An 18245-nucleotide genomic window follows, 5' to 3' on the forward strand; every position below is an offset into this window, starting at 1 on the left:
GTTCCTTTCTGGTGGGTGGTGCCCGGTGCGGGCGTGGTCTCCCTCACGAGGACACGTGCAGGACGAGAGGGGTGTCGGCGGGGAGGCATCAGCAGCCTCCGGCGGTGGTGACGGCCGGCTGGGCGACGGCGGTCGAGGCGGCGGACGCGACTCCGAGCCAGCGCTGCAGGTCCGGGCGGACCCGCCACTGGTAGCTGCGGCCCTCACCGACCCGGTCGTCGGTGAAGCTCGTCGCGGAGGCGGCGGGTGCCGCGATCACGGTCCACGGGCCGGGCGTCGTCCCCGCGAGGCGGCGCTCGAGGGTCCAGCCGGTCGCTCCGGCGGCGGCCGACCAGCTCACGAGGGTGCTCGGCCGACCGGCCGTGCAGCTCGCGACGGGCGTGGCGACCACGGAGGAGCTGGTCCAGGCGCCGAGCCCGACCGCTCCGCTCGTCGTGCCGGTGTCGGAGAATCCGCGCCGGACGAGGGGAGCGGGATCGACCCACACCGTGATCGTGCCGCCCGCCGTGAGCGCGCCGTCCGTGACCGTGTACGCGATCGTCGCGCTCCCGGTCCAGCCGTCGGCCGCGGGCGTGTAGGTGCACGTGGATCCGGAGCAGGAGAAGGTGCCGCGCAGCCCGGCCGAGACGCTCGTGCCGGCCAGGGCGAGGGTCGTGCCCGCGTCCTCGTCGGTGTCGTTCGCGAGCGGAGCGACGGTGACGGCGGGGCCGCCGGTGGTCGCGACCACGCGGTCGGGCCGGGCGACCGGCGCGCGGTTCAGCGCGGTGACGGTGACCGTGACCCGCACGTTCCAGGTGCCGTACTGGCCCGAGAGGGAGTAGTCGAAGACGTCGGTGCCGACGAAGGCGGCGATCGGGCGGTAGGTGCACTGGCCGCGGGTCGCTCCGCTCGCGACGCAGGAGACGGACCCCTGCACGGGAGTGGCGGGGGCGGGGGTCGCCGCGCCTCCGATCGCCTTCGGGGTCGCCGAGAGCTGCGCGCGCGAGAAGGTCGCTCCGGTCGCGGCGGGCCCGTCGTTCGCAAGCACGTCGATCACGACCGATCCGCCCTGCACGACCGTCGCGGCGTCGGCCGCCGGATCGGGGACCACCGAGATGCTCACCGAGGCCGTGCGGGTGAACGCCCCGCCGGTCGGGCCGGTCGCCGTCGCCGTGGCGGTGTTGGCGATCGTGCCGGCGGTGACGTCGGCGGCGGTGGTCGTGTAGGCGGCGGTCGCGGTGACGACCTGGCCGGGCAGCAGTCGTCCGGAAGTGCCCGGCCAGGAGTAAGTGAGAGCGGAGAGCCCGCTCTTGGGGTCGCTGATCGCGACCGCGGTGAGGGTGGTGGTGCCGGTGTTGGTCGCGCGGAAGGTATAGGTCACCACGGTGCCGGCGGCGCTGATGAAGGCGGGGTTCGCGGTCTTGGCGAGCGCGAGGTCGTTCGTGCGGGTGATCGTCACCGTCCGCGAGGCGGTGGCCGTGACGGCGGCGCCCGTCGGAGGGGTGCCGGTCGCGGTCGCGGTGTTGAGGACCTGGCCCGCGTCGACGTCGGCCTGCGTGAGCGTGTACGACGCGGTCGCGGTGACCGACTGGCCGATCTCGAGGCGCCCGGCGATCCCCGGCCAGGAGTAGGCGAGCGCGGAGAGCCCGCTCTTGGGGTCGGTGACCGCGACGGCGCTCAGCCCGGTGTTGCCCGTGTTGGTGGCGGTGAAGCTGTAGGTGACGGTCGAGCCCACGGCGGCCCCGGGCGGGATCGTGCCGTTCTTCGTCAGCGAGATCGAGGGCGCGTAGCGGATCGGCGTGGTGGCCGTGGAGGTCGCGGTGACCGTCGCGGGCGTGGCGGCCAGGGTGCGGCCGGAGACGGTCGCCGTGTTGACGAGCGACGTGTTCTTGTCGATGTCGGTCTGAAGGACCGTGTACGGCGCCGACGAGAAGGTGGCGCTCGCTCCGGGGGCGAGCTGAGTCGAGGCGGGCGTGATGCCGGTGACCTTCTGGTCCGTGATCGCCACGTCCTGCAGGGTGACGGTGCCGGAGTTGCGGGCGAGGAACGAGTAGCGGATCTGCTCGCCCGGGTCGGCCTGGGCGTTGCCGTTCGTGTCGGTGAGCAGGGCGGTCTTGGTGAGGGTCAGAGCGGGAGCCGGGGTGGCGATGGGGGCGGTGGCGGTGGCGGTCCTGCTCGTGACGGGGGTCGTTGTCACGACGTTCGAGATCGTCTCCGTCTTCGTCGCTGCGGCGGTCGCCGTGTTGACGAACGAGCCGGCCACCGCTTCGGCGGCCGTGACCGTATGGGATCCCGTGCAGATGGTGGAGGCGAGCGGGAGCAGGGTCGTCGTCGGACAGGAGATGCTCGCGGCCTTCGGGTCCGTGACGACGATGCCGGTGAGCGTGCCCCGGATAGACCCGTTCGTGACGACGAACTGGTAAGGGATGACGGATCCCTCGGCGTAGGCGACGGGCTGCGTGGTGGTGCGGTCGATCTGCTTGACCAGAGTGATGTCGTCGAGAGTGTTGATGGACGAGACGGAGACGTTGCGGACGAGGTGGGTGTCGTTCGATCCACCGGTGGACGCCGTGAAGCCGAGCTTGTAGGTCGAGGGCGCTGCGGTCGGCATCGTGAACTGCATCAGCTGATCGAGCTGCCCGGCGGGCAGACCCGCTGTCCCTCCCCAGTAGACCGTGACGACGGGAGTGGCGGCAGCCGAGACCATGATCCGTATCGTGCGCCCGTAGGACGCGGGCGGAGCGCCCGTCGATGTCGTGGCCGTCGTGCGGACCGACGTCAGCAGGGGAGGCGAGGCCGACTGGAGGAAGCAGTATCCGCTCTTGGCCTGCCCGGGTCCGCGCGCCACGATCTTGTTCGCCGTGAGGAGCGCCGACCCGGAGTTCGAGGGGCAGTCGGAGCCGAGGCCGAGGGTAGGCGCGGCGGGGGGCCTGGCCGAGAAGTTCCCGAAGGCGTCGATTCCGATCCCGAGGTAGCCGCCGTTCACCCCGTCGACGGTCGCCGACTGGCCGTAGCCGAGCGATCCGCCCGGAGCTCCCGCCGCGGTGAGGGACCTCGAGCCGTCGGTGAGGAAGAAGCCGATGCCGTCGGCCCCGGTCAGCGAGCTTCCGTACTGGTACTGGTCGAACTGGACGTCGATGCCGCCCGCGGCAGGAATGGGCCGGTTGAAGACCGCGCCGCCCTTGGCGTCGTTGCGGGCATCGGTGAGCTGGAGGAAGCCCGGACTCGTCGCGGCGACGGGGGCTTGAGTCCGGTTGGCGCAGACGCCGAGGTTCGAGGACCCGGCCGGGGGTGCGGTCGTCGCCCGGGTGATGCAGCCCCCGTCGAGCGCCTGCCAGGCCGAGTCCGCGACGCTGGTGCCGCCGAAGCCCTCCTGGAGCAGGACCGTGGCCGCCGCAGCTCTCGTCGCCGGCAGAACCACGAGGACGGCGGCGAGCAGGAGCAGGACGAGGCCGAGGGCGATCGAGCGGTCGTGGCTCGGCCGGGCATGCGCGTTCGACACGGATCGACCTCCCCCCGGGGCGCCTCGCCGGGCCTTCCGGATGGAGCGGGATCACGATAGGTCGCGGCTCGGAGGCGCCCTGTCCCCCTGAGACGGGACGTGGGCGGCGGACGACGGGCCCCCGATCCGGTGGGCACGCAGAAGGGGGAGAGCGAGCGCTGAACCAGCGCTCAGGTGGTGTCCAGAAAACGCGACCTATCCGGGGGTCCCCCGCGAGAGTGTTGACGTGCGCACGGCCCTCGCGCCGGGCTCAGGGCGGCCTGGATCCGTGCCGGCCCCGCGGGACCCCGGAGTTCCGCCACCGACACGATGCGGTTCCGCTCCCGTGGCGGGCATCTCCGGAGCAGTGGCGCGAGATAGCGCTCTCACCAGGACCTTCTCCGGATCGCTCCGCTGCTCGACGCCAGGTGGGAGCGCCGCCGCGGGTGTCCCTGAAGTGGGTCTAGTGGTCGCGCGGCGGACGCGGGAGGATGCATTCGCGCCTGCCCGCCCGCACGGTCCCCCGAAGGACCGCACCGCGCCCCCTCCACGGTGGTTCGATCCGGACCGCAGCACCCCCCCTCACACCTTCCGGTCAGGCTCCGCCGACCGAGCAGCCCTCTCCACGTCGGGATCCCATGTCCTCTCCTGCGCGCCACAGCCGCCGTCTCGTCCTCACCGGAGCCGCCCTCGGCGTCGGATCCGCCTTCGCCTACGCGATGACCGCGTCCGCGGCGCCCGACTACAGCGTGATCCCGCCGCTGCCCAACGAGCTCGGCCGCAGCGACACGGCGATCTCGCGCGTGGGGAAGAAGCCGTACCAGATCATCGACGTGATGATCGGCACCGACCGCGCGCGGCTCTTCGTCCCGCACACCGCGGTCCCCTCGCAGCGGATCGGCCGGGTCGTCTACTGGTACTACCACGCCAACGGGAGCACCTACGCGGCCCTGTCCGGCGCCTACCAGTACAGCGCCGACCAGGCCGTCGACAAGGGCGTCATCTCGATCTGCCCCAACTACGGCGGCAGCATCTACACGAACAAGCGGGCCGTCGCCATGCAGGTGGACGCGGTCGCCTGGTTCCAGAAGACGTGGCGGATCGGGGCGAGCTTCCTCCGCTCGAACTCCGGCGGTGGCGCACTGCTCTGCTGGGCGTACGGCAACAAGCTGGTCCCCGAGATCCGCGGCGCGTACCACGCGGCCGGCGTCTACGACATGGCCGACATGGCCCGGCGCGACCCGGGGCGCGTCCTGCCGGACTACGACAACGACCCCTCGACGATCCCGGCGACCGACCCCGCGCTGCTGCCGCAGGCCTCGTGGGCGGGGGCGCGGATCCGCACGACCGGCTCGACGGAGGACGTCCTCGTCCCGATCGCCGTGCACGGAGGGGCGTGGGTCGCGCTCGCGAAGCCCGTCGCGAAGGAGGCGGTGGTCCTCTACACGCCGACCGAGGGCGCTCCGAACGGCCACAACGTGCCGAGCCTGACGAACAAGGACATGCTCGACACGTTCGACCGCTGGCTCGCAGAGCAGCCGGTCGTTCCGCTGCCCGACGAGCCCGCCTCGTCGATCCCCGGCGAGGGCACCTACCAGAACTCCTCGCCGCTCATCACGACGGCGGGCACCTGGAGCACGATCTCCTCCTCCGCCGACAGCGGTGGGAGCATCAGCTACTCCAGCTCGGCCGGAGCGTCCGCGAGCTTCCGCTTCTCGGGCACGGGCGTCAGCTGGGTGAGCCGGATGACGGCGACCTCCGGCATCAACGAGGTGCTGCTCGACGGCGTCCTCGTCGCCACCGTCGACCGCTACAGCCCCACGACCCGCTCGGGTCAGACGGTCTGGACGAGCGGGCCGATCGCCGCCGGCACCCACACGGTCACGATCCGCCGCGGGACGACGCGCAACCCGGCGTCCACCGGATCCACGCTGATCCTCGACGCCTTCGTCGTGACCGCGGGGACCGTCTCCACGTCGACGCCCACCCCCACCGCGACGGCGTCTCCGACCAGCACGCCGACGCCGACGGACACGCCGACGCCCACCGACACGCCGACTCCGACCGAGACCCCGACGGCCACGTCCACGCCCACCCCGACCTCGACGCTGCCGGCGGCGGGGACGTACCAGAACGGAGCCGCCGTCATCGCGACCGTCGGCACCTGGGCGACGCTCTCGAGCACCGCCGACAGCGGCGGCAGCATCTCGTACTCCAGCACCTCCACGGCCTCGGCGACCCTCCGCTTCCGGGGCACGAAGGTCAGCTGGGTGAGCCGGATCACCCCGACCTCCGGCATCAACGAGGTCCTGATCGACGGCGTGCTCGTCGCCTCCGTCGACCGCTACAGCGCCACGAACCGCTCGGCCCGCACCGTGTTCACCAGCAGCACCCTCAGGGCCGGCGAGCACACCATCACCATCCGCCGCGGCAGCAAGCGCAACGCCGCCTCCACGGGCAACTCGCTGATCCTGGACGCCTTCGTCGTCGTGTGAGCCGCTCGGGCGCCCGAGCCGGCCGCGTGATTCCGGACAGAGGACGCGGGCGGGCTCGGGTGGCCGGGTGTGCGGGGGCTCGTGGAGGGGGCCTTTGTCGCTGAGTCGCTCGCTCGGCGCCCACTGCGTCGAGTCGCCCGAGAATGCAGCTGTTACAGCGTTGTCGGAACCATCTCGCGCGCCTCAACGGGCCTCGCGGGAGGAGGCCCGTGCGAGCATGCGGGGATGAGAACGCTGATCCTCGGAGGCACGGGCTGGCTCGGCGGGCACCTCGCGAAGGAGGCGCTGCGGCGCGGCCATGACGTGACCTGCCTCGTGCGCGGGACGGCCGTGCCCGCGGGGGCGTCCCTCGTCCGGGCCGACCGCGACCGCGACGACGCTCTCGACGCCGTGGCTGCGGCATCGTGGGACACGGTGATCGACGTCTCCTCGACCCCGCAGCACGTCCGCCGATCCGTCCGCGACCTGCGCTGCAGCGCCTACGTCCTCGTCTCGACCACGAGCGTCTACGCCGAGAACGCGGTCGTCGGCGCGGACGAGGACGCCGAGCTGCTCTCTCCTTCCGACGACCTCGCCTCGTACGGCGCCGCGAAGGCCGCCTGCGAGCAGGCCGTGCTGGCCGGATCCGCGCCGTCCCTGATCGCGCGCGCCGGCCTGATCGGCGGCCCCGGCGACCCGACGAGCCGCTCCTCCTACTGGCCCTGGCGCTTCAGCGCGCGGTCCGGCCCCGTGCTGGTGCCGGATGCGCCCGGACTGCCGACGTCCGTGGTCGACGTGCGGGACCTCGCCGCCTGGCTGGCGGCGTCCGCCGAGGCGCGGCTGGCGGGCGTGATGAACGTCTGCGGGACCCCCGTGCCGTTCGGCGAGCACTTGGCCGCGGCGCGCGGCGGGTCGTCCGCCGAGCCGGTCGCCGTGCCGAAGGAGTGGCTGCTCGAGCGCGGCGTCGGCCAGTGGGCGGGCCCCGGCTCGCTCCCGCTGTGGATCGCGGATTCGGACTGGCGCGGCATGAACGCCCGCTCGACGGCACGGGCGGAGGCCGCGGGCTTCGAGCGCCGCGACCTCGCCGAGACGCTGCGGGACGCGGCGGCCGCGCACGTGCCGGGACGCGGAGCCGGGCTGGGGGAGGAGCGGGAGCGGGAGCTGCTGGGGGAGTGGGGTGCGGGGCGGGATTGAGGCGGCGGGCCGTCTGGGCTGAGTCGTCCGATGGAGCAGGCGGCCCTAAGACGAGGCGCGGAGTTCAGAGGCCGGAAGAAGTATTGATCCCTGCCCGCCTGGCAGCCGCTCGACCGATGTCGTCCAGCTGAGCGAGCATCTCGGCGGGCGGCCTCGTGACGTCGATCCGCACCGTCCGAACCACGACACCGGAGCCTTTCACCGTCGCTGTCCGATCACTCGGGTCTCCGGCGCTCGAGACGTAGACGAGCGTCCCTTCAGCCAGCCCGAGCACTGTGCAGTAGGCCAGCATCTGGTAGAGGTCCTCGACCCTCGGTGGCCCGAGTTTGTACTTGGCATCGATGACGACCACTGGTCGGCCGCCGGCGACGTGGACGAAGTCGGGTCGGATCGGCTGGCGTCGTTCGAGATCGAGATGAGCGGGGAACTGACCGATACTGACGCCCCGCGAGACCCCTGAGAGAGCGCTGCTCAGAGTCGTGGTCACGAATGCCTCGAACGCCTCCGCCATATTGACGACGAAGGAGGCGACGGTGTGGCCGCCGTTCGTCGTGGTGGGCGTGATGCGTGCGAGCACGAGTTCGGCGAAGCGCAGGGCGGGCTGATAGCGCTGGTTCAGCCGCGACGGCTGCCACGACGGTGTCATCGTCCCTGGCCGCAGGAGGGCTGCCTCCGACAGTCTCGAGTCGAGGTGCGCCAGGCGCCGCCGGACGTCCGGCGACACGCGGGGCACGGCGAGCAGCAGCCGGCCGGCCGCACGCAGGATCCGGTTCTCGACGATGTCGGCCGAGTAGTCGTCGACCGTCAGCTCGATCGGGAGGAGTCGTCCGCCGCGGCGCGACATCTGGTCGGAGAACCGGACCCGCCCGCGCACCGTCATGGCGCTCTCGTCGTACCGTCGGTACCCCTGCAGGAGGCCGTGCCCGAGTGCACGTTCCGCGATGCGCGCGTACGTCTCGGCGACCGCGGGGAAGATCTCCCTGCCGTCGCCGGAGACCTCTTCCGGTCGGAAGCCCGGGTCCGCCGCGTACCCCAGCATGAAGAGCACCGAGGAGAAGGCGGCCTTCGGACGGACGACGACCTCGTCGCCATCGATCCGAATCGCCCCGATCCTGTTGAGCTGAGGCTTCACCTCGGCGCCTGACGCTGTCATGCGGGATTCGAGCAGCCCTGCGCTGCATACGCGACCGATGACCTCAGGGTCGAACGAGACCGCCGTCCAGCCGCCGTTCTCGTCGAACTCGACGCGGGTCATCCGGCCGGAGCGTCGTCGACCGCTTCGTCCGGATCCGCGACAGCACCGGGCTCGAGAGCGCTGAGACCGAACGTCGCCCGGACCTCCGCGCGAGACAAGCGTCCGTAGTAGTGCTCGTCGAGCAGCGGAAGGATGTCGTACTCCCAGATCCTCGCCAATCCGGAGTCCGTGCGGGCAGAAGCGCCCATGAGGTAGGACGGGCCGATCTGGAAATCGCGGTCGAGGTCGCCGATCCGCTCGTTGAGCTGCCTCAGCAGAGCACTTCGGCTGATCTCATGGTGCTGTGCCTTCGACCATCGCTCGATCAGGCCGAGTACCGGCTCCTCTGCGGGGTGCAGCTCGACGAACGAGAACCGCCTCCTGATCGCCGCGTCCACCAGGGAGATCGAGCGGTCTGCCGTGTTCATCGTTCCGATGACGAAGAGATTCTCGGGCAGACGGAAGTCCTCCTCCGGCGAGTACTGCAGTGAGACCCCGGCGTCGCGGTATTCGAGGAGCAGGTAGAGCTCGCCGAACACCTTCGCGATGTTCGCCCGGTTGATCTCGTCGATGATCAGCACATGCGGCACTGTCGGGTTCGCCGCCGCCGCAGCAGCGAGAAGACGTACCGGCCCCGGTGCGAGTCGGAAACTCGCGGACCCCTTCTCATCGACCGTCGGCCGGAACCCCTCGAAGAAGTCCTCATAGGAGTAGGAGGGATGGAACTGGACGATGCGGACCGCGCCCTTCGGCGCGATGAAGTCGGCGAGAGCACGGGCGAGATAGGTCTTGCCCGTTCCGGGAGGCCCGAAGAAGATCGCTTGGCGACGCTCCTCGAGGAGACCCAGCACCTCGTTCAGCCACAGTGAGTCGTAATGCAGGCGACCCGCGAGTTCGGGCGTGCTGCGGGGGAGGCGGAGGGGGCCGGACAGCGGAGGTGCGGGCGTCGGTGCGATCGGCGGCGATATCAGGAAGCCGACGTCGGTGATCGGAGCGCTGCCGGACAGGACGTCGAGGACGGCGTTCGGTATCTCCGACCTCGAGACCGGCGTTCGCCAGTCGACGCCGCGTCGTCCTCGGGAATCGAGTTCTCCGATGACGCCCCAGTGCACGTCGTCGGAGCCGTCGACGAAGACCTGGTCGCCGGCCGCCATCGTCACGAGGAACTGCGCAGCCGAATCCACCTCGGTGAGGAGATCGGTGATGAGCGGTCGCGGACCGGCCCCGGACGTCGGCCAGTCTCTCCATGAACGGAGCGCTTCGTCGCGGATGCCGCTTCGACCGCCATCCGGCGGGAGCGTGACGTGGGGGCCTGGGAGGGCGAGTGGCGCGCCGGGAGCGGCCGAGGGTACGGCCCAGCCGCGATGCTCGGTCGGCGGTGCCGCAAGCCACCATTCCGCGTCCCACGGTGGCGAGTAGCAGGCGATGTCGAGCTCGCCGCTCGGGTCGAGGCTGTCCCGCAGAGCGAGCAGATCGCGGTCGACGTCGTCCGTCACCGTCGGGAGCGCTCCCGCGAAGGCGTCGCGGATCGCGTGCTTCTGCGCGACGGAGACGATTGCTTCGAAGCAGCTCGGCCAGGCCAGAGCGAGCAGAGAGCTCCGGATCGGTGGAGCATCACCCTGTATGTCGAGCGTGCGGTCGCGGAAGAGCCAGGGATCGCCGAGCGCGGCTTCGCGATCGTCGGACGCGAGGGCGTCCCACTGCCGGACGAAATCGCACAACCAGAGGAGATGCTGTGCGATCTGCTGGTTGAACCCCTGACCGCCGTTGAAGACGCCGCGAGTGTCGAGGGCGTCGACGATCACATCAGGGACCCGGGGGCGATCGGGCAGCACGTCGAGGATCTCCTGCAGAAGAGCGAGCTTCGTCTGCGCCCGGATGTTGATGAGGGGGAGGCGCTGCAGGAAGCAGAGCTCAGCGGCGAGCAGGACGACCGCCCTCGGCTGATCAGTCATCTGCTCGGCGATCCGCTCACGGAAAGTGCCGGTCGACCCGGGTGTCTCGATCGCTCGCCGGAGTGCCGCCGCAGTATCAGCGGTCCAGGTCACCGTCCGGCCGTCGAACGCGGAGGCCTGGCGTCGGAGACCACCGTCGAGGACGACCCGGGCGGCCTGCGCGATCGCCGTCCGCTCCGCCCGGCCCGTCCGTCCGGACGTCTCCGGTTGCTCCGCTGGAACGCCGGGGTCGGTCGTTCCTCTTATGGCCGCGCAGTCCGAGCACCATCCCGGTCGCGTCAGCGTCCTGAGATCGACATCCGGCGCAGCACCCCAGGCCTTCAGCACTTCGTCCTGAGCCCAGATGCGGATCGGAGTCGTCACGCCGTGAGCACATCCTGGGAGATGCAGCTTGCCCGAGGACGCTTCCTCGTAACCGTGCTCGGATGCGGCGAGCCCCCACTCGACGCCGTCGAAGGACCGCGTGGAACCGGAGATGCGCCCTCGAGCTCCCGGAGCAGTGCTGAGCACCAGGAATCCGAGCCCTGTGAGGACCCGCTGTGCCTGGCCGGAGGTGAACTCGCTCCTCTGCAGACCGGTGACCTCGGAGATCACCTGTTTCACGGGGAAGCGGCTGCCGCTCACCTCGACGGAGTACGTGCTCACCTCGGCCGGCGCGGTACGGGCGAGGGTGCTCTCGACTTGTTCCCGTGTGAGTTCGTAGGTGGCGCCGTTGATCGTGAACTGCACTTCGTCCCCTTCGTCGTTCCGGTGAGTCTGTCGGACGGTACCGACTTTCACCGCATCGGCTCCCTTCTCGCGCCGGGAGAAGAGGGGGTGTCACTGACCGTCTTCGAGTCCGTCTGCTCCGGTCTTGGTATGGGGGAGAGTCCGACGCGATGAGCGCGGAGAATCCAACGGGACGGCGACCGATCGAAAAGGAAGCGACAGCCCTTCCGCAGCGAACCGGACCTCGACCGGTATGGCACGATCAACCCATGCCCGGCTCACTGCACGCCTATGTCGTCGAAGGAACCCGTCTCCGAGTGGATGTGGTCTCGGATCAGGGGGCGACTCTCTCCCTTGCGGGGGAATTCACCGATCTCGAGCCGGTGACGGAGAGCGGTGGCGTTCTCGAGAGCAATCCTGCACTGCGCAGCAACATGTGGGCGTACGCCAAGACCTGGTACCGCGCCCGGATGACGTCCAATGCCGAGGCTCTCGCGCATTCGGATCCGGCCGAGCAGAAGGCCGCTCTCCAGCAGGTGGAGCAGGAGCGGCGGACCGCACAGAAAGTGGCCGAGACGTACGCGAAGACGGCGCAGTGGATCGCGGACGTCGCAGACGACGTCTCGCTGCTGGACGTCCAGCACGGATGGTGCTCGTCGTGCTTCTTCAACACCGAGCACCGGAAGTCGAACCGTCCCGCGGGGCAGCTTCCCGTCTACGTCTGCCAGGGCTGCGGATCCGCGACGCTCCCGTGCGTGGCTGTGGGCTGCGGCAACATGGCGGTGCGCGAGCGCGGCGCTCTGCGCGTCCCCCAGTTCTGCGCCGAGCACAAGCACGAGATCCCGGGCTTCGAGAAGGCCCAGGGGACCTTCGGCGAGCTGCACGACTACGAGGCCTTCCTCGAATACGAGAAGCCCGACCTCGACGCGACCTCCAAGATCATCGTGGGCGGCATCGCTGTCCTCGCGATGGCGGCGCCGGTCGCTCTCCTCGCCGCTCCCGCCATCGGCGGCGCGATCGGCTCGCTCGGCGTCTTCGGCGGATTCACCGGCGCAGCGGCGAGCTCACACGGACTTGCGCTGCTCGGCGGCGGCACCCTCGCAGCGGGCGGGCTCGGCATGGCCGGCGGCACGGCGGTCGTGACGGCCGTCGGAGCGGCGGTGGGAGGTGTCCTCGGGGCATCGGTCGCGAACGCCTACCTGAGCGAGGACAAGTCGTTCCAGATCGAGCTGCTCCGTCCGGGAACGGGCGGCGTCCCCGTGGTCGTCGCTAACGGATTCCTCACCGACGGTGAGGGAGACCGATGGGGCAAGTGGAAGTCGATCGTCGACTCCCGCTACCCGGACTCGCCCGTCTACCGCGTCCGATGGGGGTCGAAGGAGTTGCGGGATCTGACGGATCTCGCCCTGGGCGCAGCAGGCAAGGGTGTCGCCATGGGGCTGCTCAGAGGAGCGGCGGCGCTCGGGCACAAGGCGGGGGCGAAGCTTCTCGGAGGCGTCGCCGGGCCGGCGATGATCGCCTCGGACCTCGCGAGGAACCCCTGGCACGTCGCGAAGAACCGCGCCGACAAGACCGGCGTGATCATCGGTGATCTCCTTGCACGCACGAACGCGAAGTCGTACGTGCTCATCGGTCACAGTCTGGGAGCGAGGGCGATGGTCGTCGCCGCGCAGTCCATGGGCACGAAGCCCGGAGGGCCGCGGATCCAGGCCGCACATCTCCTCGGCACCGCGATCGGTGCGAAGAGCAACTGGGACTCGTTGACCGCCTCGGTCGACGAAGCGGTCTACGGCTACCACTCCCGCAACGACGCGATCCTCAAGTTCGTCTACCGGACGGCTCAGGCCGGTGAGACGGCAGCTGGTCTGGTGGGCTTCATCCCAGCGTCCAGCAAGCTGCAGAACATCGACGTCTCGGATCGTGTCCAGACGCACTTCGAGTATCAGGACAACGTCGAGCTCCACGACGCCGTCTGAGCGGTGCCGGGCGGGAGGTCGGTGACCTCTCGCCCGCGATCAGTCGATCCGCTGGTCCTTCGTCCATTCGCGCAGGACTCGCCGACGACCGCCGGCTCGGCCGCTCGGCCCTCGAGCGACGAGCGCTGTCCGAGCTAGCGCCCGTCCCCACCCAACCGCTCACTCATCCCCGCGACCTCCTGCCACGCTCCGGTCGCCCGTTCCTCCGCCGTCGCCTCCCGGAGCAGCCCGGTCAACCGCTCCCGCAGCCGCAGCTCTGCGGCCGTCATCGCGCTCTCGTGCCCCCGCGCGAGGAGGTACGAGTGGGCGTCCGTCGCGAAGGCGGCCAGGGCGTCGAGGAAGATCTCGAGGACGCGGGCGGCCTCGCCGACGCGGGACGGATCGCGGGGCGCCGGCAGCATCGGCACGAGCCGCAGCCTCCCCTGCCAGAGGCGCTCGTCGAGCGGATCCGCGAAGAGGGTGAGGGCGGTCGCGAGCGTTCCCGAGGCGGAGGAGGGGAACGCGCGGCGGACGTCATGGACGATCTCGTGGAAGTGGTCGTCGGTGAGGCCGAAGCCGACGAAGAGCAGGTGCCGGGTCGCGAGGGTGGCCTTCACGATCGAGGAGAGGGCGCGGCGGGAGGAATCGAAGCCGAGGTAGTCATCGCGGGTGAGGACGATCGAGGACGGGTCGTCGACGGTGCCGTGGAGCTTGAGCAGCCAGCGCTCGTGGTCGCCCTCGTGGTCGCCGGGGATGACGGCGCGGGGGACGCCCGCGTCCTCGGACGCCGTCTCGAAGAGGCGGTCGTAGTTGAGCGTGATGGCCTGCTCGGAGTCGATCGCGGTGAGGAGCGCCGGCGCGAGACCGTACCGCTCGAGGGATCCGATCTCACGGGCGACGGCCTCGGCGAACCGTCCGGGCTTCTCCTCGTCGAAGAGCGTCGCGAGGTAGGACGCCTGGTCGAGCACGTTCTTCCCGCTGAGGACCGCGGACGTCTCGGAGTCGAGTCCGATCTCGCGGCCGAGCTCCTCGAGCAGTCCGTCCCAGGAGGGGCCGCCGGCGCTGACGCTGGTCCCGGCACCGAGGAAGGGCACGAGCCGGCGGCGACGGGCGCGCTCGGCGAGGCTCTGCGCCTCCTCGAGGGCCGGAGCCTCCAGCTCGGGCCAGGACGTCGCGGGATCGAGTCGTCGCCTGGACTGGGCGAAGGCGTGGACGTCGGCGCGGAGGGTGACGATCGCGATGTCGACCCGGAACGCCTCGGCGGCCTCCCGCAGCACGCGGAGCTGCTGGGCGAGCACGGCGTCGCGGAGGGTCCCTGATCCTCCTCCCGCCGTCGCGAAGAGCGGCACGGCCAGGAGCGGCAGCGGCCGCCTCGTGCGCCGATCCCTCGTCGCCGTCCGCGCGGCGACCTCGACGAAGGTTCGGAGGCGGCGGGCGATGTCGGCGAGTCCTTCGCTGTCCTCGGCGTCGTGCACGGCGCGATCGGGGACGGCGGTGAGGACGGGAGTGGGCTCGCCGTCGCGCGGCGCGAGCGGCAGTGCCGCCTGTCGGCCGTCCGAGAACTCCGGAGTCAGTACGGCGCGTGCGCGATCCTCCAGCTGCGGGACCCCGCGCCAGAAGTCGGTGAACGAGAGGAAGCGGTCCGTCGGCAGGAGCCACGCGTCGCAGGCGAAGTGGAGGAGGCTTCCGCGGGTGACGAAGAGATGAGGTCGAGGCACGGCCTCTTCCTATCAGCATCGCTCAGTCGCCCGGGAGGGCTCGTTCTCCGCGTCGAGAACGAGCCTTCTCGGGCGACTCGGTGCAGAGGGCCGGGAGTCACGCGAGCATCCGATGCCGACGTGACGCCCGCGTCAGCGCCCCAGCACTCCCGCGTACACCGCGAGGTACTCGTCGACCATCCGGTCCACGGCGAAGCGGCGGCGCGCCGTCTCCCGGACGGACGCGCGGTCGAGGAGTCCGACCCGTTCGACCGCGGCGACCGCCTCCGCCGCGGAGCCCACCGCGAACCCGGTGACGCCCTCGTCGATGATCTCGCTCATGGATCCGCGGCGGTACGCGATCACCGGCGTCCCGCACGCCATCGCCTCGACGACGGAGAGGCCGAACGGCTCGTCGAAGCCGATCGGATGCAGGAGCGCGAGCGCCCCGCCGAGCACGAGGGCCCGCTCCTCCGGCCCGACCGAGCCGCGGTAGACGACGCGCGTCCCGTCGACGAGCGGCTCGACCTCCTCGCGCCAGTAGCGCTCGTCCTGGACGATGACGCAGATCAGGAGCCGGCGCCCGGCCGCGGCGGCGATCCGGACCGCCTCCGCCGTGCCCTTGTCGGGGTGGATCCGGCCGAGGATCACGAGGTCCTCGCCTCCGGATCCGGCGGGGAAGCCGTCCACGTCGATCCCGTGGTGCACCGTCGCCGCGTAGTCGAGCTCGGGGGAGCGGTCGCTGTCCGAGATCGACACCAGGTGCGCGGTGCGCGGATGCCGCAGCGCCTCGCGGTAGGCGGGCAGGATCTCGGGCCCCGAGAAGCCGTGCACCGTCGTCACCAGGAATACGGCCGCGGCGGCGTCGACGTCGACGCAGCGGCGGATCAGGAGGCCGGCGCCGCGAGTGGCGTCCTCGCGGCCGTGCCCGGCGGGGAGGACCTACTCGAGGAGGAAGGCGCGCCCGTTGATCAGCAGCGTGTCGCCGTCGGTCGCGGCGAGAACGCCGAACTCGTCGACGGAGCGGGTGGAGTCCCCGGCGGTGTCCGAGGTCGCGGCGACAGCGGGAGTGGCTGCGGCGGCGGTGAGGAGGAGCCCGCAGGCGAGTGCGGTGATCACGGTCGTGCGGTTCATCGGCGTCGTCCTTGGCGTCGTGGTGGGCCGCTTCTCGTGGAGGCGGCGGGAACTGGTTCCGAGCCTAGGGCGCTGAGCCCGTCAACGCCCTGGGTCGTTCCTTGGGTTCAGCTATGAAGTACCGTGCAGCCATGCCCTGGGGACGCCTCTACTTCGCCGTGCAGGCGCTCGGCGGAGCGGCCTGGTGGGTCGCCGTGGCGCTCGTCCCCGCGGTGCGGATCGCGACGCTCGGCAGCCTCGATCCCGTCCCTGTCGCGGCACTCGACCTCCCGCTGTTCGTCGGCGCCTCCGCTCTCGCCGCCGCCGGGATCCGCTGGGCGGCCGTCACCGCGACGGCCTGGACGCTCCTCGTCGCGGTCGCGCTGACCGTCTGGGCCACCCTGACGGGGGAGGCGGGCTGGGGCGTCGTCGCGATGCTCACCGCGGCGGGCGGCTCCGTCGTCGCGGCGTGCCTGCTCCTGCTCGGCCGGGTGCCCACGCGCTGGATCGCCTCCGGTCCCTTCTCCTTCCGCGTCGCGACCGCGGGCCACCGGCCCGGCTCGCACCTCGCCGCGACCCTCGGGCAGATCGTGGTGTTCTGGGGAGGCGCGCTGGTCGTCGTCCCGCTGGTGATCGCCGCGCTGGAGGAGCGCTGGGGCGTGAGCCTCGGAGCGGCACCGCCCGCGGTCGTCGGCGTCGGCGTCCTGCTGCTGGTCGCGGCGAGCGCGCTCGGGATCTGGTCGGGGCTCACGATGTCGCTCCTCGGCGACGGCACGCCGCTGCCGATCGCGATGACCAACCGGCTGGTGATCGCCGGCCCCTACCGCTGGGTCCGCAACCCGATGGCGGTCGCCGGCATCGTGCAGGGAGCGGCGGTCGGGCTGCTGCTCTCGTCGTGGCTGGTCGTGCTGTACGCGCTCCTCGGCGCCGTCGTCTGGAACCAGGCCGTGCGCCCGCTGGAGGAGGCGGACCTCGCCGCCCGCTTCGGAGCCGACTTCGAGCGCTACCGCTCGCGCGTCCGCTGCTGGGTGCCCCGCCGCCCGGAGCCGCTGCCGCGCCGGGGGTAGCCGCTGCCGCGGTGCGCTCGCCGAGGCGTTCCGCCCCCGCCGGGACACCGCCGCCAGGACGGCGTCTCGTCGACGAGGGCTGTGTCTCGAGGCGCGGTCCGCTCCTCCGCCCCGACAACGCGCCTCTCGCGACGGCTCCGCGCCTCGCCCGCCGACCCCGTCACTCCGCGGTGCGCCCGCGCCCCACCACCGCGGCGACCAGCCCCGCCGAGACCGCGGCCAGCGCGACCAGCACCCCGCCCACGCCGACTGCCCCCGCCACGAGCGGAGTCGCGAGCGCCAGCGCGACACCGGGGAGAGCCAGGCGCGCGGGCATCGGCTGGTGCTCGCCGAGCGGCGCGTGCACCGCCCACAGGGTCAGGACGAAGACCGCGACCGGGACCGCGACGGCCGCGCCGATCACCGTGTCGGACGCCTCGAGGTGGCCCGCGGTCGCGGCGACGGCCGCCTCCAGCCCGGATCCCAGCGCCGCGAGGGCCGCGAACGCCGCGAAGTGCGCGTAGCCCCAGCGGTAGGAGAGGCCGCGCCGCCGCTCCAGCAGCTCGCCGGAGGGATGCGAGAACGACAGCCACCACAGCGCGAAGACGATCACCAGCCCGCAGGCCGCGACCAGCACGAGCGAGGCGCTGACGCCCGCCTCCGTCACCGCCCGCTGCACGCCCATCACCGCCGCGAGGACGCCCTCGCCGAGCAGGATGATCGTGAACAGCCCGTACCGCTCGGCGACGTGGTGCGGATGCCAGTTCGCGTCCCCCGCCCGCTGCGCCCAGAGGGGCACCGCCAGCTCGCAGGCGACCAGGAGCAGGAAGCTCACCACCCCGACCTCCTCGGGCAGGAGCAGCCGCAGCAGCCAGCCGACCTGCACGATCGAGAAGCCGACGGCGTTGCGCACGGCGGCGGTGCGGTGCTCCGGAGTGGACACGGCGACGCGGATCCACTGGCTCACCAGCGCGAACCGCATGATCGCGTAGCCGATGGTGATCGCCCGGTAGTCGCCCTCCTCGAAGCCGGCCGGCACTCCCGCCGCGAGCACCAGGACGCCGCCCATCTGGGCGAGGGTCAGCAGCCGGTAGGGCACGTCGTCGGTGTCGTACCCGGAGGCGAACCAGGTGAAGTTCATCCACGCCCACCAGATCGCGAAGAACACCATGCCGAAGGGGAGGAGCCCCTCGGCGAGGTGCCCCTCCTCGGTGGCGTGGGCGAGCTGCTGGGCGATCTGCGCGATCGCGACGACGAAGGTCAGGTCGACGAGCAGCTCGAGCGGACTCGAGACGCGGTGCGCCTCGTCGATCGCGCGCGGCTGCATCCGCACGCGGAGGGGGTGCGCGGGGGAGGCGGGCATGCGCTCATCCTGCACCCGGAGGGCCGCTGCGCGAGTGCCGCGACTG

The 18245-nt window shown here is 71.5% G+C and carries 11 protein-coding genes; 4 read left to right on the forward strand and 7 right to left on the reverse strand.

Annotated elements, in window-relative coordinates; genetic code table 11:
* Positions 1–88: 88 nt before the first annotated feature.
* Positions 89–3481, reverse strand: coding sequence for an Ig-like domain-containing protein (locus C5B93_RS09755; RefSeq protein WP_104292364.1), 3393 nt, complete (start codon positions 3479–3481; stop codon positions 89–91).
* 617 nt (positions 3482–4098) lie between these two features.
* Here C5B93_RS09755 and C5B93_RS17260 point away from each other — a divergent pair.
* Both C5B93_RS17260 and C5B93_RS09765 read left to right on the forward strand, forming a co-directional pair.
* On the forward strand, positions 4099–5955 hold the full coding sequence (locus C5B93_RS17260; protein WP_181068375.1) for a hypothetical protein: 1857 nt from the start codon (positions 4099–4101) through the stop codon (positions 5953–5955).
* 225 nt (positions 5956–6180) lie between these two features.
* Positions 6181–7128 (forward strand): NAD-dependent epimerase/dehydratase family protein, encoded by a 948-nt coding sequence (locus tag C5B93_RS09765; protein WP_104292365.1) that lies wholly within the window; start codon positions 6181–6183, stop codon positions 7126–7128.
* Positions 7129–7192: 64 nt separating this feature from the next.
* Here the strand turns inward: C5B93_RS09765 and C5B93_RS09770 are convergent, their stop codons facing one another.
* Together C5B93_RS09770 and C5B93_RS09775 are read right to left on the reverse strand one after the other, a co-directional pair.
* Positions 7193–8383 (reverse strand): McrC family protein, encoded by a 1191-nt coding sequence (locus C5B93_RS09770; protein WP_104234076.1) that lies wholly within the window; start codon positions 8381–8383, stop codon positions 7193–7195.
* The gene (locus C5B93_RS09775) at positions 8380–11046 is read right to left on the reverse strand and encodes an AAA family ATPase (protein WP_104292366.1); all 2667 of its coding nucleotides are present in this window, start codon (positions 11044–11046) and stop codon (positions 8380–8382) included. The genes C5B93_RS09770 and C5B93_RS09775 overlap by 4 nt, the downstream gene beginning before the upstream one ends.
* Positions 11047–11294: 248 nt before the next feature.
* Between C5B93_RS09775 and C5B93_RS09780 the strand changes: the two genes are divergently transcribed.
* Positions 11295–13001 carry a DUF726 domain-containing protein gene (locus C5B93_RS09780; protein ID WP_219813638.1) on the forward strand — a complete coding sequence of 569 codons (1707 nt, stop codon included), beginning with the start codon at positions 11295–11297 and terminating at the stop codon, positions 12999–13001.
* Between the two features lie 134 nt (positions 13002–13135).
* Here the strand turns inward: C5B93_RS09780 and C5B93_RS09785 are convergent, their stop codons facing one another.
* The 3 genes from C5B93_RS09785 to C5B93_RS09795 form a co-directional block, all read right to left on the reverse strand.
* A complete protein-coding gene (locus tag C5B93_RS09785) occupies positions 13136–14698 on the reverse strand; it encodes an SIR2 family protein (RefSeq protein WP_104292368.1) in 1563 nt (520 codons plus the stop codon).
* A gap of 132 nt (positions 14699–14830) precedes the next feature.
* A complete protein-coding gene (locus C5B93_RS09790; protein ID WP_258068190.1) occupies positions 14831–15520 on the reverse strand; it encodes a glycosyltransferase in 690 nt (229 codons plus the stop codon).
* Between the two features lie 99 nt (positions 15521–15619).
* Positions 15620–15811: a hypothetical protein gene (locus tag C5B93_RS09795; protein ID WP_104223384.1), complete on the reverse strand. Its 192-nt coding sequence runs from the start codon at positions 15809–15811 to the stop codon at positions 15620–15622.
* Positions 15812–15942: 131 nt separating this feature from the next.
* Here C5B93_RS09795 and C5B93_RS09800 point away from each other — a divergent pair, with 131 nt between their 5' ends.
* A complete protein-coding gene (locus tag C5B93_RS09800; protein WP_104292370.1) occupies positions 15943–16857 on the forward strand; it encodes a methyltransferase in 915 nt (304 codons plus the stop codon).
* Positions 16858–17017: 160 nt separating this feature from the next.
* On the opposite strand, the gene C5B93_RS09805 is transcribed toward C5B93_RS09800, so the two are convergent.
* Entirely contained in the window at positions 17018–18199 is a 1182-nt protein-coding gene (locus C5B93_RS09805) for a low temperature requirement protein A (RefSeq protein ID WP_219814035.1), read from the reverse strand.
* Positions 18200–18245 lie beyond the last annotated feature (46 nt).

Origin of the sequence: Rathayibacter sp. AY1A2 (genome assembly GCF_002930935.1) — a bacterium.
Lineage (GTDB): Bacteria > Actinomycetota > Actinomycetes > Actinomycetales > Microbacteriaceae > Rathayibacter.

What these genes read in the sequence shown, in the direction of transcription:
- C5B93_RS17260 (WP_181068375.1), top strand. Translation starts at nt 4,099, where the DNA reads ATGTCCTCTCCTGCGCGCCACAGCCGCCGTCTCGTCCTCACCGGAGCC.
- C5B93_RS09765 (WP_104292365.1), top strand. Translation starts at nt 6,181, where the DNA reads ATGAGAACGCTGATCCTCGGAGGCACGGGCTGGCTCGGCGGGCACCTC.
- C5B93_RS09770 (WP_104234076.1), bottom strand. Translation starts at nt 8,383, where the DNA reads ATGACCCGCGTCGAGTTCGACGAGAACGGCGGCTGGACGGCGGTCTCG.
- C5B93_RS09780 (WP_219813638.1), top strand. Translation starts at nt 11,295, where the DNA reads ATGCCCGGCTCACTGCACGCCTATGTCGTCGAAGGAACCCGTCTCCGA.
- C5B93_RS09795 (WP_104223384.1), bottom strand. Translation starts at nt 15,811, where the DNA reads ATGAACCGCACGACCGTGATCACCGCACTCGCCTGCGGGCTCCTCCTC.
- C5B93_RS09800 (WP_104292370.1), top strand. Translation starts at nt 15,943, where the DNA reads ATGCCCTGGGGACGCCTCTACTTCGCCGTGCAGGCGCTCGGCGGAGCG.
- C5B93_RS09805 (WP_219814035.1), bottom strand. Translation starts at nt 18,199, where the DNA reads ATGCCCGCCTCCCCCGCGCACCCCCTCCGCGTGCGGATGCAGCCGCGC.